Genomic DNA, 22,974 nt, shown 5'->3' on the forward strand with positions numbered 1-22,974 from the left:
GAGCCGTGCCGCTATGCCTGAACGCGCTGACCAGCAACTTCACCACGCAGCACCTGCCAGGAGACCGATTTGCTGCGGAACCCGGGCCAGCCGATCGAGGTCCCCGAGTACTCGACGACGCGCGAGACCATCAACAGGTGGATCAAGACCTGGGGGAAGGCCAGCTCGAAGGGCAAACTCAGCTACGTCTACCTTCAGAACGCCAGGGGTGAGTACGGCTACTTCGTTCTGAAGGGTCTCCCCGTCTCGTATTGTGCGCTGGGTACACCACCGTCGAAGACGAAATCGAGCAGCTACGGCATGGTCAACGTCCCGCTCCCGGAAATGGACGGCACCTACAGCGACGGGGCCGGGACCTGCAACACCTACTACGGCTTCGACGCCACCACGGGTGCCTACCTGGAGTTCACCATCGGCATGAACCAGAGCTTCTTCCTCTTCGACCAGCCCGCAACGCTGCCGGAGTTCAGCTCCGCGTCCCAGATGGGACCCAGCTCGATCGAGGACGTGGATCCCTGACCGGTCCTTGTCAGCCTGTCGCCTGTCCGCTCTCCGAGCGTGGGAAGGAGACCTCGACCCTGCGGTTCTTCTTGCGGCCGGCTTCCGTCGAGTTGTCGGCGATCGGGTACTGCTCCCCGTATCCGCGTACCTCGTAGGTGATCGCGGAGTCGTTCAGTTCTTGGTCGAGGACCTCCTGTACGGCGTTGGCGCGGCGCTTGGACAGGACGTCGCCGTGTGCTGAGGAGCCGAGGTCGTCGGTGAAGCCGAAGACGCGGATCCTTGTGGCGTTCTGGGTTTTGATCTCCTCGGCGATACCCGAGATCCGTGCCCTCGATTCGGCGCTGAGCTTCGCGCTGTCCTTGCTGAAGAGGACCTCGGCCTGGAGGGCGAACTTGACGTTGGTGTTGGTGTCCTCGCGGCGTTCGTCGCCGGTCTGGTCTTCTACGACCGACTTGATGTCGAGGACTTTGGGGGTGGCCAGGGTGGCGCCCTCGGGGAGTTTGAGGTCCGGGTCGTTCCGGTCCACTTCGACGGGGGCGGTGGCTGTTGCTTCGGTGCCTGGGGGGACGCTTGGGCCGTCGGCGGCGTGGGCGGGGCCGGTGCCGTACAGGTTTGTGGCGACGATGACCGCGGTGGCGGTGAAGGTCAGTGCGAGGCGCACGTTTCGAGCTCGGGCTGGAGCCTGGGTGACGGTCATGGTGCACCTCACCCGGAGATCGTGATGGTTGCGGTGGAGAACGTCGGCAACTGGAAGTTGACCTCGGCGATGTCCGCGGGCGGGGCCGGGAACTGCATGAAGACGGACACGCTGTCTCCGGACTTGAGGATCGACAAACCCGTGGTGGTCAACGGGCGGCCATCCGTGTCGCGCAGCACGTAGTACCGCTTCTTGCCCTTGGAGTCGACGAGCGTGGCGCCTCCCAGAGACCTTCCGTTCCTGATGATCTCCGTCTCGTTGCCGCTCAACGCAGCCGGAATCGGAGCACTCTTGGCCCCGTCGTTCTTCAGGGTGCCGTTCACCGTGACGAAGCCACCGGAGTCACGTTCCGCCGAGGTGATCTGGAGGAGAAGGCCGTCGGAACCCTTCACCTCGGCCAGCGGCTCTGCCGCCTGCCCCTCCTGAGCACTCGTCTTCGACCCACCGTTGTTCGAGGCGGATGCCGAAGTATCCGGCTTCTCGTCGTCGCCGCCCCCTCCACACCCGGCCACACCGAGGGCCAGGCCGGCCGCAACGGTCAATGCGACCATCCCCCTGCGGGCCTTCGTGGTGAACCGAATACTCATGACTCCGCTTCCTTCATCACTCGTCGTTCGCTGGTGAGTCGGCCAGGTGGACGTCGAAGAGGTCCTCGGGTTTCGGGAGAACGTCGCGATCATCCGGGTTCAGGTCCCAGTCCCGGTCCTTGCAGTCGAGCTGTGGCAGTACGTCGTCTCCCGTGCCTTCCGCGGGAGGTTCGAACGTACACAGGGGCTCGATCACGGCGGTGGCGGATGCCTCGGAGTGCTTGTCCTCCGTACCGGGGATGATCGAGTCTCCGACGGGCTCGTCGGTCTTGACCGTGACCGTGTAGCCCAGCAGGCCCTCCGGGTCGCAGTCCTGCATACCGGCTTCGTTCTGTGCGGCGAGCCGAGCCGCACGGTCGCACGCACCGGGGTCCACGTCCACGTTGCCGTCGAAGATGTCCTGCCACTTCGTCGGGTCGAGTACGTCCTCCAGCCACTTGCCCGCGAGTTGGTCCCGGGTGTCCTGCGCCGCCGCGAGTGCCGCCGCGTCGGCTGCCGTCTGGGCGCCGTTCCGGTTCGCCGCAGCCTGGCCGACCGCGAAGTAGGCGAGCGCGAGAAAGAGCAGGCCCCCCACCACCGTGATGTAGATGGGGAAGACCTGCCCGGCGTCGCCGTAACAGCGAAGCCGCATCAGCCCCCAGTGACCTCGGCGATCTTCGTGGTGATCGCATCGAAAATAGTCTGACCGATATCCGTCCCCGTGATCGCCAGCACGATCGCCACGACCACCGCGATGATCCCCAGATACTCGACCGCGGTCTGGCCCCTGTCGTTGCGGGCGGCGTGGGCCTTGAGGTACGTGACCGTGGTGTTGATCCAGTTGTTCATGGCGTTCCCCTCTGGTGTCCGGCGATCGTTGAGCGCTGCGCCCGCAAGTCTTGCGAGAAAGGTAAGCGGAAATACCCGGAACACCAGAGGGTCCCCGGGCCCAATTCCGGGCCCTGGCCGAAAACCATCGCTGTGTCACCGCCGGTCAGCTCCGTACTGGGTGCGGACCCGGGCCGCGCCCAGCCACTTGGCAGCGGCTTTCGCTGCGCTGATGAAGCAGCCGGCGGCGATCTGCTGGTTGTTCATGCCCGATGCGATGAGGTCCATGATCTCCGCCTCCCTCCCGCTCAGCTGGAACCGCGACCTGCATGACGACGACTGTCCCATATCTGGTTGCACTTGCGAAAGGCGTTCCGATAAATCGCTTGCAGTAGTTGGAGGTTGGATGTTTGCTTGCGCGAGGGATGCTGTTGCAGTGAGGGTGAGGCACGGCAGCCAGCCCCGCTTGATGTCCCGTACGGCCTCCACCAGTTCGTTCGTCGTGAACTCACCGTGGACCAGGTAACCGGCAGCCCCTCGGCGCACTGGCTCCCGGACCGTCTCCGACTCCCCCGGCATGCGTACGTCCAGGAGGATCACATCAGGGCGATGGCTGCGGGCCGCCTCGTGGGCCTCTTGGCCCTTCGCCGCCACGGCTGCAACCGTGGCCGAGGCGGGCGGGCAGGTGGCGCGAGCCTGCCGCATCCGCAGCGGAAGGAAACGGGAGACCGTCGTCAGGACACCGAAGCGCAACCCGCGCTCCGGTGACACCGTCACGGACTTTCCAGGCGGAAACGTCCGGAGTGCTGAGAGTTGCTGAGACTCTGAGCGTTCCCTCATCGACAGCACAATCATCTTGTCCTCCTCCCGACGCCCTACTCCCCCGTCAACGAGCCGAAGTCGGTGCCCGAGCCCAGGATGAGGCCCGCGCCGAGGAGCAGCATGGTGGCCGGGACCATGAACGTGGTGATCATCATCGTGGCCTTGGGCACCGCCCGCGCGGCCTTGCGGCGGGCGTTCTGCGCGTCCGTGCGGCGCATGTCCTTGGCCAGGGACACCAGTGTGTCGACGATGGGCGCGCCCAACTCCTCGCCCTGCTGCAGCGCCGTCACGAACATGGCGACCTGTTCCGAGTCGTTGCGGCGCCGCAGCTCCGCGAAGGCCTGACGGCGGCTCATGCCCAGGTCCATCTGGCGGAGGGTGATGCGCAGTTCGTCCGCCCAGGGACCCTCGTACTTGGACGCCACACGGTCCAGTGCCTGACGGAAGCCCAGGCCCGCGCTCACCACCACCGCCAGCACGTCCAGGAAGTCCGGCAGCGTCCGTTCGATCTCGTCCTTGCGGATGCGGATCGCCGACCAGATGCCGACCTCCGTCCAGAACGCGCCGAAAGCGAGCAGGAGTAGGGCCACAAAGAACTGGCCGCGCATCAGGAAGACCAGGAAACCCACCGCGCCCAGGAAGCCGTAGACCGCCCGCCGCGCCGCGTAGCGGTCGATCGTCAGGCCGCCGGGGTTGCCCGCCAGGTCGATCTTGCGGCGGTACTTGGCCACCAGCTTGGGGCCCATCAGGCGCAGCACGGCCGGGGCGTAGCGCATGCCCAGGCGGTCGATCAGGGAGTCGACGGCTCCCGTGCGGGTGGCGCCCACCTCCAGGGCCAGCACCAGGTCGCCGGGCAGCTTCGCGTCCGCGCGGTACATGCGGATGCCGGCGAAGATGCCCCAGACTCCGAGGCCCATGAGCAGAGCTAGCAGCAGTGCCATGGTTCCCCTCCCACTCCCTCGAACGTCAGCTCAGCCATGGATCCCCCTCACACGTCGATCCGCGACAGCCGGCGGATCAGCACGAAGCCGACGGCGTACAGCCCGAACGCGATCAGGACGACGGCCTGGCCGACCGGTGAACTCGTCATCCGCTCCAACGCCCCGTCCTTCACCCCGTTCATCAGGAACAGGGACCCCACGCCCAGCACCGGCACCGCGTACGACGTCATGCTGACCTGGGACAGCTGGGTGCGGATCTCGCGCCGGGTCTCCTTGCGCTCCTCCAGCGTCTCCGTCAGGTTCCGCAGCGCGCTCACCACCTGGCCGCCCGCCCGGTTGGCCAGGACGAGCGTGCTGACCAGGACGACCAGTTCGCGGGAGGGGAGGCGCTCCGACAGTTCCTCCAGCGTCTCGTCCATGGACGCGCCGACCGCCAGCTGGGCCGACACCTTGGCCAGTTCCTCGCCTGCGGGGGCTTCGAGTTCCTCCGCCGCCATTCCTATCGCCGTACGGAGAGCCAGGCCCGCGTGGGTGGCGTTGGCCAGGATGCGGGCCAGTTCCGGGAGTTGGTTGATGAACTTCTCGATGCGTTTCTGGCGCTGCCAGTTCAGGAACTGCACCGCCGCCCAGACGCCCAGCAGCCCGGCGATCGGGCCGAAGAAGGGCGCCAGGGCCGCCTGGCCGACCAGCCACAGGCCGGCGACGGCGGCGAGCATGGCGGCGAAGAACTCGCCGGGGGTGATGTCCAGGCCCGTGGCGGCCAGGCGCAGTTCCAGTTTCCGTCCCAGTTTCGTACGGCGCAGCCGGCGGTCCAGGGCGGGGAAGCGGCGCCGGCGGCCGCCGGGCGGGAGCTGGGGCGTGGCGGAGAGACGTTCGACGAGGGCCCGGCGCTGTGCCCGGCCCGACGCGTAGGAGTGCCCGCCCAGGACGGCTAGGAGGCAGGTCAGCAGGGAGACGCCGGTGGTGAGCGTGATCAGGGTCTGCACATCCATGGATACGGCTCCTGCCTACCTGGCTTCTCGGGTGGCCAGCTGGTCTGCGGACTGGGCTACGCCGAAGGCCTGGGGGACGGGCTGGCTCGCCATGTAGAGGCGGTCCGCGGTGCGGCGCGGCAGCGGGAAGTGCTCGTAGGCGCCGTGGACCCGGCCGTCGGGCGTCATGGGCTGGGCGTGGAAGCGCGCGACCGTGGCCAGGCGGTACGGCTCCGAGCCGTGGCTGTCGACGATCGCGACCTCGGTGATGCGGCGGGCGCCGTCAGCGAAGCGGGTGAGCTGGATGATGACGTCGACGGCGCTGTTGATCTGGTCGTGCAGGGCTACGAAGGGGACCTCGACGTCCGACATGGAGGCCAGGGTCTGCAGCCGCATCAGCGCGTCCTCGGCGCTGTTGGCGTGCACGGTGGCGAGGGAGCCGTCGTGGCCGGTCGACATCGCCTGGAGCATGTCCAGCGACTCGCCGCCGCGGACCTCACCGACCACGATCCGGTCGGGGCGCATCCGGAGGGAGTTGCGGACCAGGTCGCGGATGGTGACCCGGCCCTTGCCCTCGACGTTGGGCGGCCTCGACTCCAGGCGGATCACATGCGGCTGCTGGAGCTGGAGTTCGGCCGAGTCCTCGATGGTGATGATGCGCTCGCCCTCCGGGATCAGCCCCGAGAGGGCGTTGAGCAGGGTCGTCTTGCCGGTGCCGGTGGCTCCCGACACGATCACGTTGAACTTGGCCTGCACCAGGCCCGCCAGCAGGTACACCATGTGCTCGTCGAGCGAGCCGAGGCCGATCAGCTCCTGGAGTGTGAAGGAGCGCGGGAAACGGCGGATGGTGAGGATGGCGCCGGTCAGGGACAGCGGCGGGATGATGACGTTGACGCGCTCGCCGGAGGGGAGGCGGGCGTCGACCATGGGGTTCGACTCGTCGACGCGGCGGTTGACCGTGGAGACGATGCGCTCGATCGTCTGCATGAGCTGGTCGTTCGAGGCGAAGCGCAGCGGCAGTTGCTCGACGCGGCCGCCGCGCTCCACGAAGATCGCGTCCGGGCCGTTCACCATGATCTCGGTGATGGACGCGTCCTCCAGCAGCGGCTCCAGGATGCCGAGGCCCAGCGCCTCGTCGACGACCCGGCGGATCAGCTGGGAGCGCTCCACCGTCGACAGGACCGGGCCCTCGCGGCTGATGATGTGCCCGAGCACCCGCTCCAGCCGGGCCCGGCGCTCGGCCGCGGCCAGGGAGCTCATCTCCGCGAGGTCGATCTCCTCCAGGAGCTTGGCGCGGTAGGAGGCGACCAGGTGGCCGTCCTCGCCCCGGCTGCCGTTCTCCTCGGGGGAGCTGATGCGTGCCCGCAGGCTCATGGGTCCGTGCTCCTCGTTCGTGCCTCAGTGGTCGAGCGGCATGGTCGCGGTCTTCTCGGCCTGGCCGAAGTCCCAGCCGGGTACGACCGACGGGATGTCGATCCGCGCGGTGACCTCGACCTCGTCGCCCAGCTGCGCGCTCGAACACCCCGTCCCGTCGGCCAGCCAGCCGCTCACCGCGCTCCGGCAGTCCTGCGCGTACGGCCCGTCCAGCGACGCGCTGCGCGCCCCCGCCCGCGCCGCGGTCCCGGCCTGCTGGGCGACGTAGGCGACCAGCCCGAGCTGCACGGCCGCCATCGCGACCAGCACCAGCACCGGGATGAACCCGAGGTACTCGATGGCGACCTGCCCGCGGTCGCGGTGCCGGTCGTCCCGGCGGCGGCCGTACGGCATCTCAGTCCCCCTTCTCTTCCTCTACGGCGCCCGCGTGGCCCTCGACCGTGAACGGGAAGGCGATCGCGCCCGGGAAGAGGACGGGGACCTTCAGCCGCACGTCGGCCGTCACGAAGCCGGAACCGCCGCAGGTCACCTGAGCGTTCCCGCTCCACGCCGCGGACAGATGCCTCCGTCCGGCGGCCTCGCACGCGGCCTGCCGCGCGCCCGGCGCCACCGCCGTGCCCGCCCGCACCGCCTCGTCGGCAGCGTTCCCCGCGAGCGTGAACGTGTACCCCACCAGCACGAGCTGCCACATCACCACCAGAGTCACAATGATCATCGGGGTCATGCCGAGGAACTCGATCGTGACCTGGCCCCGGTCCCGGTGCTCTGCCGGTAAGGCCCGTCCCCTCATCCCCCACCGTCCTTCCGCCGCCGAAAGCTCAGCGACCCCCGGTCGCCGCGGAAGCGGCCCGCCTTTTGGGCGGCGCCCGCGGCCTTGACCAGGCCCAGTTCGCCCGCCAGCGTCCACAGGGCCTGTTTCACCGTGCTCTTGCTGTCCAGTTCGTGGACGCGGCCGGCGTCGACGGCGCTCTGGAGTTCCTTGAAGTGGGCGGGGATCGCGGTGGCGGCGACGGCGGTGCCGGTGATCTTCTGGATCAGCGGGGGCTGGATCTCGGTGCCGCGGGTGTGGCGGTTGACGACGACCGTGGTCTCCTCGGCCTTGCGGATCTGCAGCCGGTCCCACATGCGCACCGCCCGCTTGGCGCCCCGCACCGCGACCACGTCCGGGGTGGTGACCAGCAGGGCGGTGTCGGCCATCTCCACGGCCGCCGCGCCGGCGCCGCCGATCTGGGCGCCGCAGTCGATGACGACGACCTCGTAGCGGGAGCGCAGGGCGCTGACGATCTGGCGGGCGGCGCGGTCGGTGACGTCCTCGCCGCGTTCGCCCTCGCCGGGTGCGAGCAGCAGGGCGACACCGGTGTCGTGGCGGAAGACGGCGTCGGCGAGGACGCGCGGGGATATGTCGGTGATCGTGGCCAGGTCGGCCACCGAGCGGCGGAACTGGACGTCCAGGTAGGAGGCGATGTCCCCGGTCTGCAGGTCGAGGTCGACCAGGGCGGTGCTGCGCCCGGAGGTCTGGGCGGCGAGGGCCAGCTGGATCGCCGTGAGGGTGGCCCCCACGCCCCCCTTGGCTCCGCTGACCGTGACGACCGTGCCCCCGACGCCGGTGAACACGTCGGCTCCGGCGCCCAGGTGGCGCCGTACGCCCGCCGACCACTGGGCGACCGCCTGGACGCGGCTGGCGAGTTCCTCGTAGCTCAGCGGCAGGGCGACCAGGCCGCGTGCGCCGTAGTCCATGGCGGCCTGGAAGAGGCCGGGGCCGGCGTCCGAGGTGACGAGGATGACGCCGACGGCAGGGAAGCGCAGGGCGACTTCGCGGATGAGCTCCAGTGCGGGCACCGGGCCGATCCGTTCGTGCACCACGACGACCTCGGGCAGCTCGTCGACCGACTCGGCGGCCAGGCGGGCGAGGGTGTCGATGAGCTGGGTGGAGTCGACCACCGGAGCCACCGGCTCGGCGTCCGGGAGCTGGCTGAGCAGCGTCGTGACGGACCGGACCGCCTCCGCGTCGCCGACTGCCGGGAGGATCCTCGTGGGCATGCGGGCCTCTCACCTGTCCTTCGCGAGTTCGTACGTGCGCTGCGAGTCCGGGACGGTGCTGTCGTCGCCGGGCGCGACGAGCGCGAGCCGGACCCGCTCGGCGAACGACTCGGCGTACGTGAGGCGCTGGGCGTCGAGGGTGGTCAGGGCGAAGGTGATCGGGACGGCGTCGGTGGGGTCGCGGCCGCGGTCGCTCTCGTCGGCGTCCTGCGCGGTGACGTCGCCGACGTCGAGGACCCTGGCGTTGGTTACGATGATCTTGGACTGGTCGGGATCACCCTCCCGCTCGCCCTTGAAGGTGGCGTACACGTTGACCGCCGAACCCGGCGTGATCTTGCCCGCCACCCCGGTCGCCGCGTCGACCATGATGGCGACCTCCTGCTGGCCCGGCTGCAGGGCAGGCTGATCGACGATCATGTCGCTCTGCAGCAGGGACCCTTTCTTCAGGGTCGTCACGGCGATCTTGCCGCGGATGTCGTCGAGATCGGTGACCGCGGTGCCCGACAGCCACCGCTCGGGCATGCTGGTCTTCTCGAACTGGTCCCGGTTGAGGGCCGTGTAGGGCGCCACATTGTCCTTCACGCGGTACGCGGTGACCTCGGGGCCGACCTTGGAGCGCACGTCGCTGATGACGGACAGCACGCCGGCGAAGGCGGCCAGGGCGCACACGACCGACAGGAGCAGGAGTATCACGCCGCGGCGCTGACGGGAGTTCATGTGCCGTACAACCTCATTGGGGGATCTCGGTCGAGCGGAATCGGGCGGGGGCGGGCGGCGTCCGTGGATACCTACCCAACGGGCGTGTGCAAATGGTCGTGCGGAGTGTCGTGGGTGGGCGGGGTGGCGGAGCAGAAGACGCAGCGGTCGCCGATCACGTCGAGGCCGCACCAGTGGCAGGTGCTCTGCCGTACCGACGTGACCAGCTGGTAGAGGACGGAAAGGTCGGGCAGGTAGGCGCAGAACTCGATCAGCTTGCCGGTGCCCCACCAGCCCGGCGACTCGGCGGGCAGGGGTGTCTCGCGCATCCCGGTCACGTTCCAGGACGGGGCCAGGGTGCCGGTGACCCAGTCGGACTGGAGCTGTCCCTTGGCGTGCAGCATCCAGGTGCCGAACTCCGGTCCCGCCAGGGCGGCCCCGGGCCCGAGCCGTACGAGCTGGGGCTCGGGGTGGGCGAGGACGGCGAACTGGCTGCCGGGCACCCAGGACTTGGCGTGCGCCTTCAGGTCGACGGGGACGCGGTCGAGGCGGGCGACGGAGCCGAGCACCGCCCCGGCGTGTATGTAGTGGGTGAGCAGCCGGCCGGCCGAGGCGAGCACGCCGGGGCTGATGTCGCAGGAGGCGAGCTGTCTCAGCTGGCGGGCCAGGACGGCGAGTCCGAGCGGGGGCAGATCGGGCCGGAACAGGGCTATCCGGTCGCTCTCCAGGAGGGCGCGGATGGTGTGCAGCCGGCGTTCCAGGCTGGTCGGGGCGGCCGGTGAGCACACCACGATGACGTGACCGTGCTGTTCGACGAGCGTCTGCAGGTCGGTCAGCGCCTCGTCGAGCGGCCGGGTGTCCACGTCCCGCAGCACGACGGCGGGCAGGGTCCGGTCGTCGTGTGCCGGCAGCGCCATGTCGGCGCTGGTCACGGCAATGGCAGTTGGCACGCGCAGCTCCCCGTTTCCCCATGCCCGTCGGCCCGCCGGCGTTACGCCGGTGCGCCTTGTTGACTTCACTGCGTGACTACCTCAGCACTGTATCCACGGCTCTCTGGCCGGAGAACAGCGTTTGGGTAGCTGGCGAACAACCGCCTTTGCACAAGGGGCACCAAAATGGGACAGGTTGAGCATCCTGTCGGTCTCGATTCGGTCGCAGGGGTGGAGATCATGTGCACTGCCTTGACGCCGGACGGCCACACCGAAGGCGCCCGGCTCTCTCGACACACGTGTTTCTTACGCAGACGCATCCCCATCGCCGCCCGGCCCCGAACCTGGACGGCAGCGCGTATCGTGCCCGGGTGATCGTGGTACCGGGGCCGTTCGCGCGGGCCACCGTCGAGCGTGAGGGAGCAGTGGCGGCGGCGTGGCTGGCCGGGCTGCCCGCCGTCGTGGACGAACTCCTCGAACGCTGGGCGTGCGTGCCGGACGGGGAGGTGCTGCACGGGGGCGTCGGCATCATCGTCCCGGTGCGGCGAGCGGCGGGACCCGCCGTACTGAAGGTGTCGTTCCCGCACCCCGGCAACGTCCACGAGCCGGACGCGTTCGCGGCCTGGGGTGGGCGCGGGGCCGTGCGGCTGTACGAGCGGGACGACGAGCGGTTCGCGATGCTGCTGGAGCGGGCGCGGACCCCGACTCTGGCGGCGACCGGGGACAATGACGAGGTGGTGACGGTGGCCGGGCGGCTGGGCCGCCGGCTCGCCGCACCCGCGCCGCCCGGCCTGCCCCGGCTGCGGGAGCGGGCCGAGGAGTGGGAACGCCGACTGCGCACCGACGCGGCGCACTTTTCGCAGGCCCTGCCGACCGCCACGGTGGCCGCCGCCGTCGCCACCGTCCGCGAACTGGGCAGGGCGCAGCCGGACACGCTCGTCCACGGCGATCTGCACGCCCGCAACATCCTGCGCGCCGACCGGGAGCCGTGGCTGGCCGTCGACCCCAAGGGCTGCGCGGGCGACCCCGCCTACGACGGCGGCACCCTGCTGAGATCCCGCGCCCTGTCCCTCCTCGAAGCCCCCGACCTCGGCAAGGCCGTCCACCGCGTCGTGGACACCTTCGCCGAGGCCGCGGAACTCGACCGCGAGCGCGTCCGGCGCTGGTGCCACTTCCACGCCGTACGCACCGCGTTCCAGGCCCGCCGCGGCGGCTTCCGCGTCGCCCGTGGCGGGCCGCGCCTGGCTCTGCTCACCGGTTTCGCCGACCACCTGGCTCAGCTGCTCACCTGAAGCATCGGGTGTGAAACATTTCCGGGGGGCCACCGCATCAATGAGGTGACAGCACACGACGGGGCAGGGGGAGTGCATGGGACTCGGCCGGGCGGACAACGGGTACGCGGAGTTCGCGGCGGCGCGTGCGGGGCATCTGTACCGGTCCGCCTGTCTGCTCACCGCCGGGGACACGCACCTCGCCGAGGATCTCGTGCAGGAGACCTTCGGGCGGCTGTACGTCCGCTGGGGGCGGGTGGCGCGCGCGGAGAACCCCGCCGGGTACGCGCAGACCGTCCTCACCCGGACCTTCCTCGCCCATCAGCGGCGGCGCAGCAGCACCGAGCGGTCGACGGACGTTTTCCCCGACCTGCCCGGCGCCGAAGGCGGTGATGCGTCCCTGCGGCTCACCCTGTTGGCGGCGCTCGCCCTGCTGCCTGCCAAGGACCGGGCTGTGGTCGTCCTGCGCTACTGGGAGGATCGCTCGATCGAGGAGACCGCCGACGTCCTGAACGCCAGCTCGGCCGCGGTCCGGACGCGGTGTGTGCGGGCCCTGGCGCGGCTGCGCGAGCTGCTCGGGGAGGACCTCGGCGAGTACGCCAGATCCTGACGCCCTCCCCATCTGCCCACCCATGATCTGCACCCATGTTCACGGAACGGTGGTTTGCCATGCCCGATGACCAGCACAGCGACCCCTTCGAGGAGCGGTTCGCCGCCGTTCTGCGCGACACCGGCGGCGCCTTCGACACCGACCGGGGCGCGCTCGCCGCCGGCGGGCAGGTCCGTGGGCGGCGGATCCGGCTGCGGCGCCGGGCCGCCGTGCTCGGGGGTGCGGCCGGGATCGCCCTGGTGGGCGTGGGCGGCACGCTGCTCGTGCCGGAGGGCGGAGGCAAGGCCTCGACTGCCACGGCGAGCACGCCCACGCCGACCGCCCCCGGCGCGTACACCGGGCAGCAGCTGGTGAGCACGCTCAAGGCGCTGCTGCCCGAGGGCACGTTCTCCGGGGAGTCGGGACGCGGCACCGGCTCGGGCCTCCCGCCGTCCGCCCATGTGGTGTATGACGACGGCAAGGGCGCCGCCGCGATCTCCGTGGGCCTGAACCGGGTCGAGCCGGGCAGCGAGGCCGCCCGGGGGGCGACGCGGTGTCCGGACAAGGTCCTGACGGCGCACGACAGCTGCACCACCAGCACCCTGCCCGACGGGTCCCGGCTGATGCTCCTGCAGGGATACGAGTATCCGGACCGGCGCAAGGACACCAAATGGTGGAGCGCCGAACTCGTCACTCCGCAGGGGCAGCAGGTGAGCGTGTCCGAGTGGAACTCCGCGGCGGAGAAGGACGCGCCCGTCAGCCGGCCCGAGCCTCCGCTCTCCGTCGACGAGTTGAAGAAGCTGGCCACCGCGCCCGCCTGGCGCAGGGTCGCCGCCGCCCTCCCCGAGGAGACCCGGCAGCCCGCCCCGCCGGAGCCCGGCAGTACGGCGATTCCGGTCGGCGACGCGGTGCGGACCACGCTCTCCTCGCTGCTCCCCAAGGGCGTCCGTGAGGTATCCGGCGGCGGTGACGGCGAGTACGCCTATGTCGTGGTCGACGACGGCAAGGGCAGGAGCTTCGTCCAGATCAACGTCCAGCCGGACATGTCGGACGTGGCCGGCCAGCTCCACGGCGACGTCGAGACTCTGCCGGACGGCACGCTGGTCGCGACCCGGCAAGGTCCGGGCGAGAAGGGCGGTGCCGGGGTCGTCATGTGGACCGTCGACACCCTGCGGACCGACGGGATGCGGGTGGTGATCAGTGCGTTCAACGCGGGCAGCCAGCGCGAGGACGCCACGCGTGACGCCCCCGCGCTGACCATGAAGCAGCTCAGGGCGATCGCCCTCAGCCCGAAGTGGCGCAAGGCCCTGTGAGCCCGCTGGGTTCTAGAAGAACTCCGACCACGGCTGGTTCCAGATCTGCTTCACACACAGCACCAGGAACAGCAGCCCGGCGATCGCGAGCATGCCGTTGCTCACCAGGCCGCTGCGCCACTGGCTCGGGGTGCGGGAGGAGTTCAGGAGCCAGATCAGGGTCAGGGCGAGGAACGGCATGAAGGCCGCGCCGAGGACGCCGTAGATGATGATCAGGCGGAAGGGCTCGCCCTGGAAGAGCAGCACGATGGGCGGGAAGGTCAGCCACAGCAGGTAGGCGCGGAAGGGCCAGGAGCGCTCGCGCTCGCCGGAGGCGACCTCCTCGCCCGTCGCCTGCTCCCGCTTCCGGTAGCGGGCCACGAAGTCGGCGAACATCAGGCTCACGCCGTGCCAGACACCGATCAGGGAGGTGAAGGACGTGGCGAGGAAGCCGATCAGGAAGAACTTCGCGGTCGCCGTGCCGTACTCCCGCTCCAGGATGTCGCCCAGCTGGATCAGGCCCTTGTCGCCGCTGGCGATCGCGATGTTCGCGGCGTGCAGCAGCTCCGCGCCGACGATGAGCATGGCGATCACGAAGATGCCGGTGGTGGCGTAGGCGACGCGGTTGTCCAGGCGCATGATCTTCATCCAGCCGGTGTTGGTCCAGCCCTTGGCGTTGACCCAGTAGCCGTACGCGGCCAGCGTGATGGTGCCGCCGACGCCGCCGATCAGGCCGAGGGTGTTGAGGATGGAGTCCTTCTCGTCGGGCAGCACCGGCAGCAGGCCCGCGAACGCGTCGCCGATGTTCGGGGTGACGCGGATCGCGAGGTAGACGGTCACCACGAACATGACGCCCACCAGGACCGTCATGACCTTCTCGAACACGGCGTACTTGTTGAACCAGACGAAGACCAGGCCGACGAGACCGGTCGCGACGCCCCACCACTTGAGGTCCATCACGTCCGGGAAGAGGGCCTGCAGGGGCAGGGCGCTCGACGACATCGCCGCTGCGCCGTAGACGAAGCCCCAGACCACGGCGTAGACGGCGAAGAACCACGTCGTCCAGCGGCCGAGGCTGGCCCAGCCGTCGAACAGGGTGCGGCCGGTGGACAGATGCCAGCGGCCGGCCGCCTCGGCGAGGGAGATCTTCACCAGACAGCCGAGGATCGCGGCCCACAGGAGGGTGTAGCCGAAGTTGCTGCCCGCGATCAGCGTGGCGACGAGGTCGCCCGCGCCCACGCCGGTCGCCGCGACGACGATGCCGGGGCCGATGTAACGCCAACTGGACTTGCGGGGAGTGGAGTCCGGCGCACCGTCACCGGTGGCCGAGATGTCGCTGGTATTGCCCGTGGTTTCCGCCATGAAGGTCAAGAAAGCCCAAAGACGCCGGTCGGACAAGGGGGCGTGCGGGGATCTTCACTTGATGCCCCTATGGATCCGTGTGCGGGCACGACTACTCGCTCTTGACCTGCTCATGCCACCCCGTCACGATGAGCGCCACACCCGCACCGTGTACGTCGCAGTACGTCGCACTGCACCCACCCCCCACTCCCACAAGGAGACTTCATGCGACTTCGGATCCGCGGCAGACGATCGGCCGCGCTCGCCGCCCTCCTGGCGCTCGCCCTCGCGGCACCCGTCTCGGCGACGGCGACCGACGCCACCGCCGACAGCGCCGACCGGGCGGCACCCGCCGCCGGCGCCGACGATGTACGGCAGTACGAGATCCACCAGCACACGACTCCCGTGACCCGTACGGCCATCCAGCAGACCGGCGTCACCGTGGACGAGGCCGACGAGGAGACCGTCGTCGTCTCCGGCCGCGCGGACCAGATCCGCAAGCTGCGGCAACTCGGCTACGAGGTCCGCGCGCTGGGCTCGGCGCCCGACCGCTCGGCGGGCGCGGGCGACGTACGGCTCTTCGACTTCCCCTCGGCCGACTCGCGCTACCACAACTACGCCGAGATGAACGCGGAGATCAACCAGCGCCTGGCCGCCCACCCGGACATCATGAGCAAGCGGGTGATCGGCAAGTCGTACCAGGGCCGGGACATCGTCGCCGTCAAGATCAGCGACAACGTCGCGAGCGACGAGAGCGAGCCCGAGGTTCTCTTCACGCACCATCAGCACGCGCGTGAGCACCTGACCGTGGAGATGGCGCTGTACCTGATCCGCGAGCTGGGCGAGGGGTACGGCAGCGACTCACGCGTGACCGGCATGGTCAACAACCGTGAGATCTGGATCGTCCCCGACATCAACCCGGACGGCGGCGAGTACGACATCGCGACCGGGTCGTACCGCTCGTGGCGCAAGAACCGCCAGCCCAACAGCGGTTCGTCGGCCGTGGGCACGGACCTCAACCGCAACTGGGACTACCGGTGGGGCTGCTGCGGCGGCTCCTCGGGCTCACCGTCCTCCGACACGTACCGGGGTTCGGCGGCCGAGTCGGCGCCCGAGGTGAAGGTGGTCGCCGACTTCGTGCGCAGCCGGGTCGTCGGGGGCAGGCAGCAGATCACGGCCGGCGTCGACTTCCACACGTACAGCGAGCTGGTGCTGTGGCCGTTCGGGTACACCAACTCGGACACGACGACCGGGATGACGGCCGACGACAACGCCGCGTTCAAGGCGGTGGGGCGGAAGATGGCCGCGAGCAACGGGTACAGGGCGCAGCAGTCCAGTGACCTGTACATCACCGACGGGTCGATCGATGACTACCTGTGGGGCACGCACAAGATCTTCGGGTACACGTTCGAGATGTATCCGTCGTCCGGTGCGGGTGGGGGGTTCTACCCGCCCGATGAGGTGATCGAGCGGGAGACTTCCCGGAACTGGGATGCGGTGTTGCAGTTGCTGGAGAACGCGGACTGTATGTACCGGTCGATCGGTAAGGAAGCCCAGTACTGCAGTTGATGTGCGCGGTTCCTCGCGCTCCTGAAGAGTTGGATCAGTCGTCCTCTTCTTCGAAGTAGGCGTCGAGGACCGCGTCCAGCTGCTCGTCCCAGTCCTTGAACACGCTCCTGGCCGTCGCCTCGATTTCGATCGGGTACCAGCGGCGGTCAGGGGTGTGGACGGTGATGGTGTACCGCTTGCCGAAGCGGGGCGTCTCCGTTTCGACGGCGGCCACCTCGTCCCAGCGGAACTCGCACTCCTGGTCGTCCAGGGTCAGTCGTACGCCCCGGTGGTCGGCGACGAATCTCGCGCGGCGGTCGGAGGCCTCGAAGACGGGGCCGTCCGGGGCCGCCTCTTCCTCGGGTTCCTCCGCCTCCTCGGACTCCTCCGGCTCGACGGCGTCCCCGGCCTCCGAGGAGGTCTCCTCGACCTCCTCGACCTCCTCCTCCGTCTCCTCCGGCTTGGCGTCCTCCGCCTCGCCGGTCACGGGTGAGGTGAGCCCGGGGATGAAGGCCGGGTCGAATCCGGCGCCTTCCAGGGGCTGGCTGCTCGAACCTATGCGCTGCTGCTCCACAGCGGGCAGTATGGCGGACGTTGCTATGTCTCGTGGAGACGGGGGGACAGGACCGGGTACAGACGTGCGGCCTGTACACGGTTGCTCACCCGGAGTTGCGTCAGCAGGTTGCTCACGTACCACTTGACTGTCGACGGGCTGATGTGCAGTGCCTCCGCGATCTGGCGGTTGCTCAGGCCGAGGTGCAGCAGATGGAAGATCTCCCAGCCACGCCCGGTCAGGTCCAGGCCGGGGTCCGCCCCCAGGTCGTCGCCCGGATTCGGGGCGGCGGTGGCGGCCAGGACAGGGGTGAGCGCCGCAGGGCAGACCAGGTAGCCGGCGCCGGCGGCGGCGAGCAGGCTCCTGAGGAGAGCGGCGGGCGCCTCCCGGGCGATCAGCCCCTGGAACCCGGCCCGCAGCAGGGTGTCCTGGTGGTCAGCGCCAGGTCGCCGCGCTCGGCCTTTGGCACGACGGTGCAGCCATGCTGTTCCAGGAGTGCGCGGAGACGGAGCGGGAACGGCAGGTCCTGACGCTGCAGCCCGCGCGAGACCAGACCTGCCGGCCCCAGGGCCTCGTCACCTACTGTGCCTTCCCCGACTTCGCCTCGCGGATCGGCAGCTGGGCGCGGGTGGCCGAGGGTGAGCTGGCCCAGGTGCCGAAGGCCGTGGCCGACCGGCCCCGGGCCGTACGCCAGCGGCTGTCGACGGAGCTGGACGGCGACGGGGTGAGCGTGGCCCCGCCGGCCGCCGAGTGGGCCGCCGACGACAAGCGGGCCGGCACCCCCGACGCGATACCCGTGTCACCTTCTGGGCCGAGGGCGGGCAGGGGAGGTTCGCCGAGACCGAAGTCCTCTCCTTCGCCACCCAGTTCGCCCACCGCCTCGTGGCCGGACAGCCCGTGGGCGCGAACGGACTCACTGCGTCGTGCGGTGCCCGGGGCGCGCTGACCCTGTGGCTCGCCGCCCAGTCGACTGCGGGGACGCGCGGCGCGTACGACTCCGTGGCCGGTCACTCCTCCGGCGGGATCATCCTGCCCGTCCTCAACTCCGCGTCCGGGCTGAGCTTCGGACCGCGTGAGGACGCCCTGGCGCGTGCCCTGCTGGACCGGCCGGACGACGCCACGGGCAAGCGGGTGCGCGCCTTGTGGGACCGGCTCACCGCCACGGACACGACCGTGGCGGAGGCGGCCCGACTGCTGGACGTGCCGGCCGGCGCGATTCCCCGGGTGACAGGGGAGGAAGGGCTGTGCCGGTGAGCGACCCGCGTATCGGTCATACGGATCCCGGACGTGGTAGCGGTCGTGCCGGTGCCAGGCGTACCGGACTCGCCCGCCCCGGACAGGGGGCGCAGGCGAGCCGGACGCGGGGCGTGGCGAAAGCCCGGGGGCTACGGCTGCCTGCTGTGCACCGGCTTCGTGGCCTGCGCGGCCGGCGTACGTCAGGGAGCGGCTACACGAACACGCTGAGCACCGACGCCACCACGAACCCCGCCACCCACGGTGCAGAGTTGAGAGAGGAGGTCAGCCCAGGACCGCGAGCGCGTCGATCTCGATGAGGAGGCCGGCGGGGAGCCCGACGTACACGGTGGTGCGGGCGGCGGGCGGGGCGGTGAGGTTCTGCTCGTCGAAGTACTGGTTGTAGATCTCGTTCAGCTCGGCGAAGTGGTCCACGTCCGTGAGGTAGACGCGGATCATCATCACGTCGTCCCAGCCGGCGCCGCCCTCCTCGAGGATCGCCTTGACGTTGGCCAGGGTCTGGAGGGTCTGCTCGCGCAGGGTCGGGCCCGCGGGTGTCGGCGGCTGCCCCTCGACCGCGGGCAGGAAGCCGACCTGGCCGGCGACCTGGAGGATGTTGCCCTTCTTCACGCCGTGGGAGAACTTCGCGGGCGGCGTGGTGTGCGTCTTCGGCGTGAACGCGATCTTGTCGGTCATGCGGTGCCTTTCACTGGAGTTCTGCCGGAGTACTCGCCGCTGATGGCGTCCGCCGTACGGCGCACCAGCGGGAGGAGGGTGAGGAGTTCGTCGCCGGTGACGACGACGTTGGGGGCGGAGACCGACATGGCCGCGACGACCCGGCCGTCGGCGCCGCGGATGGGGGCGGCGACGCAGTTGATGGACTCCTCGTGGCCGCCGAGGTCGGTGGCCCAGCCCTGTTCGCGCACCTTGGCGAGTTCCCTGCGGAAGGCTTCGGCGTCGGGGGTCGAACGGGGCGTGTACATGGGGTAGTCGAGCTTCTCGGCGAGGGCGTGGCGCTCGGGCTCGGGGAGGTCGGCGAGGAGGAGTTTGGCGACGGCGGCGACGGTGATGGCGACGGGCTTGCCGATGCGGGAGTACATCCGCACCGGGTACCGGCTCTCGACCTTGTCGATGTAGAGGACCTCGTTCTCCTCGTAGACGGCGAGGTGGACGGTGTGTCCGCACTGTTCGTTGAGGCGTGCGAGGTGGGGGTGGGCGATCTCGCGGACATCGAGGTTCTCCATCGCCTCCTGGGCGAGGGCGATGAGGCGGGCGCCGAGGCGGTAGCGCTGGTCGGACTGGCGGTAGACGAAGCCGTGCTCGTGGAGGGTACGCAGGAGGCGCAGGGCCGTGGACTTGTGCACGCCGAGGCGGTCGGCGACCTTGCCGAGGTCGGCGGGGCCCTCGGCGAGCAGCGGCAGGATGCTCAGGGCGCGGTCGACGGTCTGGCTCATGGCGTACGGTCCTCCTTCTCGGCGGCCCGGGTCCAGCCGGGTCCGAGTCGAGGCGGTTGGCTGCGGGGTGCCGTCGGCTGGTGCGGGCCGGGGTGGGTGCGCTTGGCCGCGCCGGCGGGGTGCCGCTGCGCCCACCCGTGCCGCCCTGGGGGTACCTCCCAGGCCCTTAAGGCACTGGGGGAGGCACGACTGCCCGCAGCTATGTCGGCACCGCTGACGACGTCCACGGCGTCGGGGGCATTGCAGGGTCCGGTGACGGTCACGATGGTCGTAGCTCCCCGTCGGCTGTGGCGGGACGCGGCTCTCGTTGACCCCGCGTGGCCGAGATGTTAGACAGCGGAATGCGTAATGCGCAATGAATGTTGCAGGCAATGCAACCTTGCAGATCAGGAGGCGCTGATGGCCAGCGATGCACTCGCCCGCCTCGCCGAGGAACGCGTCGATCACCGTTTCAAGGGCCTCCCGCCGGACGCCGACGGCCTGCCCGTCGGCGCGCTGGCCGCCCAGCGCCGCAACCTCTTCACCGGCGGCTTCGCCACCCCGGTGCTGGCGCTGTCCGCCGAGCGCCTGGAACACAACCTCGCGCTCATGGAGACGTACGCGGCCCGCCACGGCCTTGTCTTCGCCCCGCACGGCAAGACCTCCATGGCCCCGCAGCTCTTCCACCGCCAGATCGAGCACGGGGCGTGGGGGATCACGCTCGCGGTGCCGCATCAGGTGCGGGTGGCGCGGGCCTTCGGGATCCAGCGGGTCTTTCTCGCCAACGAGGTGGTCGATCCGGCGGCGCTGCGCTGGATCTCCGGTCAGCTGGACGCCGACCCGGACTTCCGGGTCGTCTGTTACGTCGACTCCGTGCGCGGCGTCGGGCTGATGGACGCGGCGCTCGCGGGGGCCGGACGCCCGCTGGACGTCGTCGTCGAGCTCGCCGCCGGGGACGGTGCCCGTACCGGCGTGCGGACCGAGGCCGAGTGTGCGGCGGTCGCCGAGGCCGTGGCCGGCACCCGTACCCTGCGCCTCGTCGGCGTCGCGGGCTACGAGGGCGAGGTCCCGCAGGCCGACCCCGACCGGGTGCGTGCGTATCTGCGGCGGCTGGTCGCCCTCGCCATGGACTTCGACAAGGCCGGCCGCTTCACGGGCACCGACGAGATCGTGGTCTCCGCGGGCGGCAGCGCCTGGTTCGACGCGGTCGCCGACGTGTTCTCCGGCATTCCTGAACTCTCGCTGCCCGTGCTGAAGCTGCTGCGCTCCGGTGCGTACGTCTCGCACGACGACGGCCACTACCGGAAGATCACGCCGTTCAACCGGGTCCCGGAGGAGGGCGCCCTGGAGCCCGCGTTCCGGCTGTGGGCGCAGGTCGTCTCCCGCCCCTCCCCCGAGCAGGCCTTCGTCAACGCGGGCAAGCGGGACGCGGCGTACGACATCGACCTGCCCTTCGCCCAGGTGGTCCGCAGAGACGGCGCCGAGCGCCCGGCCACCGGCGTCTCCGTCACCGCCCTGTCCGACCAGCACGCCTGGCTGCGCACGGCCCCGGACGCGGACCTGGAGGTCGGCGACTGGCTGGGCCTCGGGCTGTCCCACCCGTGCACGTCCTTCGACAAGTGGCCGCTGATCCCGCTCGCGCAGGCGGACGGCACGGTCGTCGAATACATCCGCACGTTCTTCTAAGGGGTCCTTGGCCGCTCAGGGGGAGCCGCAGTGGAAGATCTCGTCATCCGGGACGGGGAGGTGGTGGACGGCTCCGGCACCCTCTCCTACCGCGCAGACGTGGTGGTCGACGCCGGACGGATCGTGTCCATCGTCAAGGAGGCGGCGGAGGCGGGCTGCCAACGCCCCAAAGCCATGCGGGAGCTGGACGCGGAAGGGCTCGCCCTCTCCCCCGGCTTCATCGACATGCACGCGCACAGCGACCTCGCCCTGCTGCGCGACCCCGACCACAGCGCCAAGGCCGCGCAGGGCGTGACGCTGGAGGTCATCGGCCAGGACGGGCTGTCGTACGCGCCGGTCGACGACCGTACGCTCGACGGGGTGCGCCGGGCCATTGCGGGCTGGAACGGCCCCGGCGACGACCTCGACCTCGACTGGCGGTCGGTCGGCGAGTACCTGGACCGGCTCGACCGGGGGATCGCCGTGAACGCGGCCTACCTCATCCCGCAGGGCACGGTCCGCGCGCTCGCCGTCGGCTGGGAGGACAGGGAGGCGACACCCGAAGAGCTGGACCGGATGCGGGAACTGGTCGCGCAGGGCATGGCGCAGGGCGCGGTCGGCCTGTCGTCGGGGCTGACGTACACGCCGGGCATGTACGCCAAGGACGCCGAACTGACCGAGCTGTGCCGGGTGGTGGCGTCGTACGGCGGCTACTACTGCCCGCACCACCGCAGTTACGGCGCGGGCGCCCTGGAGGTGTACACGGAGATGGTCGCCCTGACCCGGGAGGCGGGCTGTGCGCTGCACCTGGCGCACGCGACGATGAACTTCGGCGTGAACAAGGGCCGGGCGCCGGAGCTGCTGGCCCTGCTGGACCAGGCGCTGGAGGCCGGGGCCGACATCAGCCTGGACACCTATCCCTACACGCCCGGCTGCACGACTCTGGCGGCCATGCTGCCGAGCTGGGCGGGCGAGGGCGGCCCGCAGGAGGTCCTCGGACGGCTCGCCGATGACACGGCCGCCGAGCGGATCCGGCATCAATTGGAGGTCGTCGGCTCGGACGGCTGCCACGGCGTGCCCATCGAGTGGGACACGATCGAGATCTCGGGCGTGGGCGACTGGGCGCTGGCGGAGTACGTCGGCCGTACGGTTCAGGAGTCGGCAGACGCGCGCGGCGAGGCCCCCTGGTTGACCGCCCGGCGCCTGCTGCTCCGGGACCGGCTGGCGCCGACGATCCTCCAGCACGTCGGCCACGAGGAGAACGTGCGGGAGATCATGCGGCACCGGGTGCACACCGGCGGCTCGGACGGCATCCTGCAGGGCAGCAAGCCGCATCCGCGCGCCTACGGGACCTTTCCGCAGTATCTCGGCTGGTATGTACGGGAGTTGGGGATCCTGTCCCTGGAGGAGTGCGTGGCGCACCTGACCTCGCGCCCGGCGGCCCGGCTGCGGCTGCCGGACCGCGGGCTGGTGCGCGAGGGGTACCGGGCGGATCTGGTGTTGTTCGACCCGGCGACGGTGGCGGCGGGCTCGACCTTCGAAGAGCCGCGTCGGCTGCCCACCGGCATTCCGTACGTCCTGGTCGACGGCCGGTTCGTCATCGAGGACGGCCGCCGGACGGACGTCCTGGCGGGGCGGGCGGTCCGCAGGACTCCGGTGTGACCGGTGCCCTGTGATCGCCCGC

At 70.2% G+C, this 22,974-nt stretch carries 27 protein-coding genes; 9 read left to right on the forward strand and 18 right to left on the reverse strand.

Features of this window, described 5'->3' with window-relative positions; genetic code table 11:
- Positions 1-69: 69 nt before the first annotated feature.
- Positions 70-519 (forward strand): hypothetical protein, encoded by a 450-nt coding sequence (locus tag H8R17_RS27210; protein WP_187825851.1) that lies wholly within the window; start codon positions 70-72, stop codon positions 517-519.
- Between the two features lie 10 nt (positions 520-529).
- On the opposite strand, the gene H8R17_RS27215 is transcribed toward H8R17_RS27210, so the two are convergent.
- The 13 genes from H8R17_RS27215 to H8R17_RS27275 all read right to left on the reverse strand — a co-directional run bounded on the left by H8R17_RS27215 (position 530) and on the right by H8R17_RS27275 (position 10,353).
- Positions 530-1,198: an OmpA family protein gene (locus H8R17_RS27215; RefSeq protein WP_187825852.1), complete on the reverse strand. Its 669-nt coding sequence runs from the start codon at positions 1,196-1,198 to the stop codon at positions 530-532.
- Positions 1,199-1,206: 8 nt separating this feature from the next.
- Positions 1,207-1,785 carry a hypothetical protein gene (locus H8R17_RS27220; RefSeq protein WP_187825853.1) on the reverse strand — a complete coding sequence of 193 codons (579 nt, stop codon included), beginning with the start codon at positions 1,783-1,785 and terminating at the stop codon, positions 1,207-1,209.
- 16 nt (positions 1,786-1,801) lie between these two features.
- Positions 1,802-2,416 carry a pilus assembly protein TadG-related protein gene (locus H8R17_RS27225; RefSeq protein WP_187825854.1) on the reverse strand — a complete coding sequence of 205 codons (615 nt, stop codon included), beginning with the start codon at positions 2,414-2,416 and terminating at the stop codon, positions 1,802-1,804.
- The gene (locus H8R17_RS27230) at positions 2,416-2,613 is read right to left on the reverse strand and encodes a Flp family type IVb pilin (protein ID WP_187825855.1); all 198 of its coding nucleotides are present in this window, start codon (positions 2,611-2,613) and stop codon (positions 2,416-2,418) included. Before H8R17_RS27230 ends, H8R17_RS27225 begins: the two co-directional genes overlap by 1 nt.
- 135 nt (positions 2,614-2,748) lie before the next feature.
- The gene (locus tag H8R17_RS27235; RefSeq protein WP_187825911.1) at positions 2,749-3,297 is read right to left on the reverse strand and encodes a LuxR C-terminal-related transcriptional regulator; all 549 of its coding nucleotides are present in this window, start codon (positions 3,295-3,297) and stop codon (positions 2,749-2,751) included.
- 170 nt (positions 3,298-3,467) lie between these two features.
- The gene (locus H8R17_RS27240) at positions 3,468-4,355 is read right to left on the reverse strand and encodes a DUF5936 domain-containing protein (RefSeq protein WP_187825856.1); all 888 of its coding nucleotides are present in this window, start codon (positions 4,353-4,355) and stop codon (positions 3,468-3,470) included.
- A gap of 47 nt (positions 4,356-4,402) precedes the next feature.
- Positions 4,403-5,347 carry a type II secretion system F family protein gene (locus tag H8R17_RS27245; RefSeq protein ID WP_187825857.1) on the reverse strand — a complete coding sequence of 315 codons (945 nt, stop codon included), beginning with the start codon at positions 5,345-5,347 and terminating at the stop codon, positions 4,403-4,405.
- 15 nt (positions 5,348-5,362) lie between these two features.
- Positions 5,363-6,700: a CpaF family protein gene (locus tag H8R17_RS27250; RefSeq protein ID WP_187825858.1), complete on the reverse strand. Its 1,338-nt coding sequence runs from the start codon at positions 6,698-6,700 to the stop codon at positions 5,363-5,365.
- A gap of 24 nt (positions 6,701-6,724) precedes the next feature.
- Positions 6,725-7,093 carry a TadE/TadG family type IV pilus assembly protein gene (locus H8R17_RS27255; protein ID WP_187825859.1) on the reverse strand — a complete coding sequence of 123 codons (369 nt, stop codon included), beginning with the start codon at positions 7,091-7,093 and terminating at the stop codon, positions 6,725-6,727.
- A 1-nt stretch (position 7,094) separates the two neighbouring features.
- Complete coding sequence (locus tag H8R17_RS27260) at positions 7,095-7,490, reverse strand: pilus assembly protein (protein WP_187825860.1); 396 nt, start codon at positions 7,488-7,490, stop codon at positions 7,095-7,097.
- Positions 7,487-8,740: an AAA family ATPase gene (locus H8R17_RS27265; RefSeq protein WP_187825861.1), complete on the reverse strand. Its 1,254-nt coding sequence runs from the start codon at positions 8,738-8,740 to the stop codon at positions 7,487-7,489. The genes H8R17_RS27260 and H8R17_RS27265 overlap by 4 nt, the downstream gene beginning before the upstream one ends.
- Before the next feature lie 9 nt (positions 8,741-8,749).
- Positions 8,750-9,457 (reverse strand): Flp pilus assembly protein CpaB, encoded by a 708-nt coding sequence (gene cpaB / locus H8R17_RS27270; protein ID WP_187825862.1) that lies wholly within the window; start codon positions 9,455-9,457, stop codon positions 8,750-8,752.
- Between the two features lie 71 nt (positions 9,458-9,528).
- Entirely contained in the window at positions 9,529-10,353 is an 825-nt protein-coding gene (locus H8R17_RS27275; RefSeq protein ID WP_223125518.1) for a hypothetical protein, read from the reverse strand.
- A 383-nt stretch (positions 10,354-10,736) separates the two neighbouring features.
- Between H8R17_RS27275 and H8R17_RS27280 the strand changes: the two genes are divergently transcribed.
- From H8R17_RS27280 to H8R17_RS27290, 3 genes are all read left to right on the forward strand, one after another.
- Positions 10,737-11,657: an aminoglycoside phosphotransferase family protein gene (locus tag H8R17_RS27280; RefSeq protein ID WP_187825864.1), complete on the forward strand. Its 921-nt coding sequence runs from the start codon at positions 10,737-10,739 to the stop codon at positions 11,655-11,657.
- Positions 11,658-11,733: 76 nt separating this feature from the next.
- Complete coding sequence (locus H8R17_RS27285; RefSeq protein ID WP_187825865.1) at positions 11,734-12,246, forward strand: SigE family RNA polymerase sigma factor; 513 nt, start codon at positions 11,734-11,736, stop codon at positions 12,244-12,246.
- A 59-nt stretch (positions 12,247-12,305) separates the two neighbouring features.
- Positions 12,306-13,538 carry a hypothetical protein gene (locus H8R17_RS27290; RefSeq protein ID WP_187825866.1) on the forward strand — a complete coding sequence of 411 codons (1,233 nt, stop codon included), beginning with the start codon at positions 12,306-12,308 and terminating at the stop codon, positions 13,536-13,538.
- Between the two features lie 12 nt (positions 13,539-13,550).
- On the opposite strand, the gene H8R17_RS27295 is transcribed toward H8R17_RS27290, so the two are convergent.
- The gene (locus H8R17_RS27295; protein ID WP_187825867.1) at positions 13,551-14,879 is read right to left on the reverse strand and encodes an Nramp family divalent metal transporter; all 1,329 of its coding nucleotides are present in this window, start codon (positions 14,877-14,879) and stop codon (positions 13,551-13,553) included.
- Positions 14,880-15,083: 204 nt separating this feature from the next.
- On the opposite strand from H8R17_RS27295, the gene H8R17_RS27300 reads away from it, so the two are divergent.
- Positions 15,084-16,427: a M14 family metallopeptidase gene (locus tag H8R17_RS27300; RefSeq protein ID WP_187825868.1), complete on the forward strand. Its 1,344-nt coding sequence runs from the start codon at positions 15,084-15,086 to the stop codon at positions 16,425-16,427.
- Positions 16,428-16,461: 34 nt separating this feature from the next.
- On the opposite strand, the gene H8R17_RS27305 is transcribed toward H8R17_RS27300, so the two are convergent.
- Together H8R17_RS27305 and H8R17_RS49425 are read right to left on the reverse strand one after the other, a co-directional pair.
- The gene (locus H8R17_RS27305) at positions 16,462-16,980 is read right to left on the reverse strand and encodes a hypothetical protein (RefSeq protein ID WP_187825869.1); all 519 of its coding nucleotides are present in this window, start codon (positions 16,978-16,980) and stop codon (positions 16,462-16,464) included.
- Between the two features lie 23 nt (positions 16,981-17,003).
- Positions 17,004-17,438, reverse strand: a complete 435-nt coding sequence (locus tag H8R17_RS49425; RefSeq protein WP_187825912.1) for a LuxR C-terminal-related transcriptional regulator — start codon at positions 17,436-17,438, stop codon at positions 17,004-17,006.
- Between the two features lie 2 nt (positions 17,439-17,440).
- On the opposite strand from H8R17_RS49425, the gene H8R17_RS27315 reads away from it, so the two are divergent.
- Positions 17,441-17,905 (forward strand): hypothetical protein, encoded by a 465-nt coding sequence (locus H8R17_RS27315; protein ID WP_187825870.1) that lies wholly within the window; start codon positions 17,441-17,443, stop codon positions 17,903-17,905.
- Positions 17,857-18,213 carry a hypothetical protein gene (locus H8R17_RS27320; RefSeq protein ID WP_187825871.1) on the forward strand — a complete coding sequence of 119 codons (357 nt, stop codon included), beginning with the start codon at positions 17,857-17,859 and terminating at the stop codon, positions 18,211-18,213. The genes H8R17_RS27315 and H8R17_RS27320 overlap by 49 nt, the downstream gene beginning before the upstream one ends.
- 264 nt (positions 18,214-18,477) lie before the next feature.
- Here the strand turns inward: H8R17_RS27320 and H8R17_RS27325 are convergent, their stop codons facing one another.
- Both H8R17_RS27325 and H8R17_RS27330 read right to left on the reverse strand, forming a co-directional pair.
- Positions 18,478-18,888, reverse strand: a complete 411-nt coding sequence (locus H8R17_RS27325; RefSeq protein WP_187825872.1) for a RidA family protein — start codon at positions 18,886-18,888, stop codon at positions 18,478-18,480.
- Positions 18,885-19,646 (reverse strand): IclR family transcriptional regulator, encoded by a 762-nt coding sequence (locus H8R17_RS27330; protein ID WP_187825873.1) that lies wholly within the window; start codon positions 19,644-19,646, stop codon positions 18,885-18,887. The genes H8R17_RS27325 and H8R17_RS27330 overlap by 4 nt, the downstream gene beginning before the upstream one ends.
- Before the next feature lie 399 nt (positions 19,647-20,045).
- Here H8R17_RS27330 and H8R17_RS27335 point away from each other — a divergent pair, with 399 nt between their 5' ends.
- Together H8R17_RS27335 and H8R17_RS27340 are read left to right on the forward strand one after the other, a co-directional pair.
- Positions 20,046-21,311 (forward strand): amino acid deaminase, encoded by a 1,266-nt coding sequence (locus H8R17_RS27335; RefSeq protein WP_187825874.1) that lies wholly within the window; start codon positions 20,046-20,048, stop codon positions 21,309-21,311.
- Positions 21,312-21,341: 30 nt separating this feature from the next.
- Positions 21,342-22,952: an amidohydrolase family protein gene (locus H8R17_RS27340; RefSeq protein ID WP_187825875.1), complete on the forward strand. Its 1,611-nt coding sequence runs from the start codon at positions 21,342-21,344 to the stop codon at positions 22,950-22,952.
- Positions 22,953-22,974: the final 22 nt, after the last annotated feature.

The organism is Streptomyces sp. TRM68367 (genome assembly GCF_014495685.1).
GTDB lineage: Bacteria > Actinomycetota > Actinomycetes > Streptomycetales > Streptomycetaceae > Streptomyces.

Coding starts and splice junctions, on each gene's coding strand:
- H8R17_RS27215 (WP_187825852.1), bottom strand. CDS start 1,198: ATGACCGTCACCCAGGCTCCAGCCCGAGCTCGAAACGTGCGCCTCGCA.
- H8R17_RS27220 (WP_187825853.1), bottom strand. CDS start 1,785: ATGAGTATTCGGTTCACCACGAAGGCCCGCAGGGGGATGGTCGCATTG.
- H8R17_RS27225 (WP_187825854.1), bottom strand. CDS start 2,416: ATGCGGCTTCGCTGTTACGGCGACGCCGGGCAGGTCTTCCCCATCTAC.
- H8R17_RS27230 (WP_187825855.1), bottom strand. CDS start 2,613: ATGAACAACTGGATCAACACCACGGTCACGTACCTCAAGGCCCACGCC.
- H8R17_RS27235 (WP_187825911.1), bottom strand. CDS start 3,297: ATGCGGCAGGCTCGCGCCACCTGCCCGCCCGCCTCGGCCACGGTTGCA.
- H8R17_RS27240 (WP_187825856.1), bottom strand. CDS start 4,355: ATGGCACTGCTGCTAGCTCTGCTCATGGGCCTCGGAGTCTGGGGCATC.
- H8R17_RS27245 (WP_187825857.1), bottom strand. CDS start 5,347: ATGGATGTGCAGACCCTGATCACGCTCACCACCGGCGTCTCCCTGCTG.
- H8R17_RS27250 (WP_187825858.1), bottom strand. CDS start 6,700: ATGAGCCTGCGGGCACGCATCAGCTCCCCCGAGGAGAACGGCAGCCGG.
- H8R17_RS27255 (WP_187825859.1), bottom strand. CDS start 7,093: ATGCCGTACGGCCGCCGCCGGGACGACCGGCACCGCGACCGCGGGCAG.
- H8R17_RS27260 (WP_187825860.1), bottom strand. CDS start 7,490: ATGAGGGGACGGGCCTTACCGGCAGAGCACCGGGACCGGGGCCAGGTC.
- H8R17_RS27265 (WP_187825861.1), bottom strand. CDS start 8,740: ATGCCCACGAGGATCCTCCCGGCAGTCGGCGACGCGGAGGCGGTCCGG.
- cpaB (WP_187825862.1), bottom strand. CDS start 9,457: ATGAACTCCCGTCAGCGCCGCGGCGTGATACTCCTGCTCCTGTCGGTC.
- H8R17_RS27275 (WP_223125518.1), bottom strand. CDS start 10,353: ATGGCGCTGCCGGCACACGACGACCGGACCCTGCCCGCCGTCGTGCTG.
- H8R17_RS27285 (WP_187825865.1), top strand. CDS start 11,734: ATGGGACTCGGCCGGGCGGACAACGGGTACGCGGAGTTCGCGGCGGCG.
- H8R17_RS27290 (WP_187825866.1), top strand. CDS start 12,306: ATGCCCGATGACCAGCACAGCGACCCCTTCGAGGAGCGGTTCGCCGCC.
- H8R17_RS27295 (WP_187825867.1), bottom strand. CDS start 14,879: ATGGCGGAAACCACGGGCAATACCAGCGACATCTCGGCCACCGGTGAC.
- H8R17_RS27300 (WP_187825868.1), top strand. CDS start 15,084: ATGCGACTTCGGATCCGCGGCAGACGATCGGCCGCGCTCGCCGCCCTC.
- H8R17_RS27315 (WP_187825870.1), top strand. CDS start 17,441: ATGCTGTTCCAGGAGTGCGCGGAGACGGAGCGGGAACGGCAGGTCCTG.
- H8R17_RS27325 (WP_187825872.1), bottom strand. CDS start 18,888: ATGACCGACAAGATCGCGTTCACGCCGAAGACGCACACCACGCCGCCC.
- H8R17_RS27330 (WP_187825873.1), bottom strand. CDS start 19,646: ATGAGCCAGACCGTCGACCGCGCCCTGAGCATCCTGCCGCTGCTCGCC.
- H8R17_RS27335 (WP_187825874.1), top strand. CDS start 20,046: ATGGCCAGCGATGCACTCGCCCGCCTCGCCGAGGAACGCGTCGATCAC.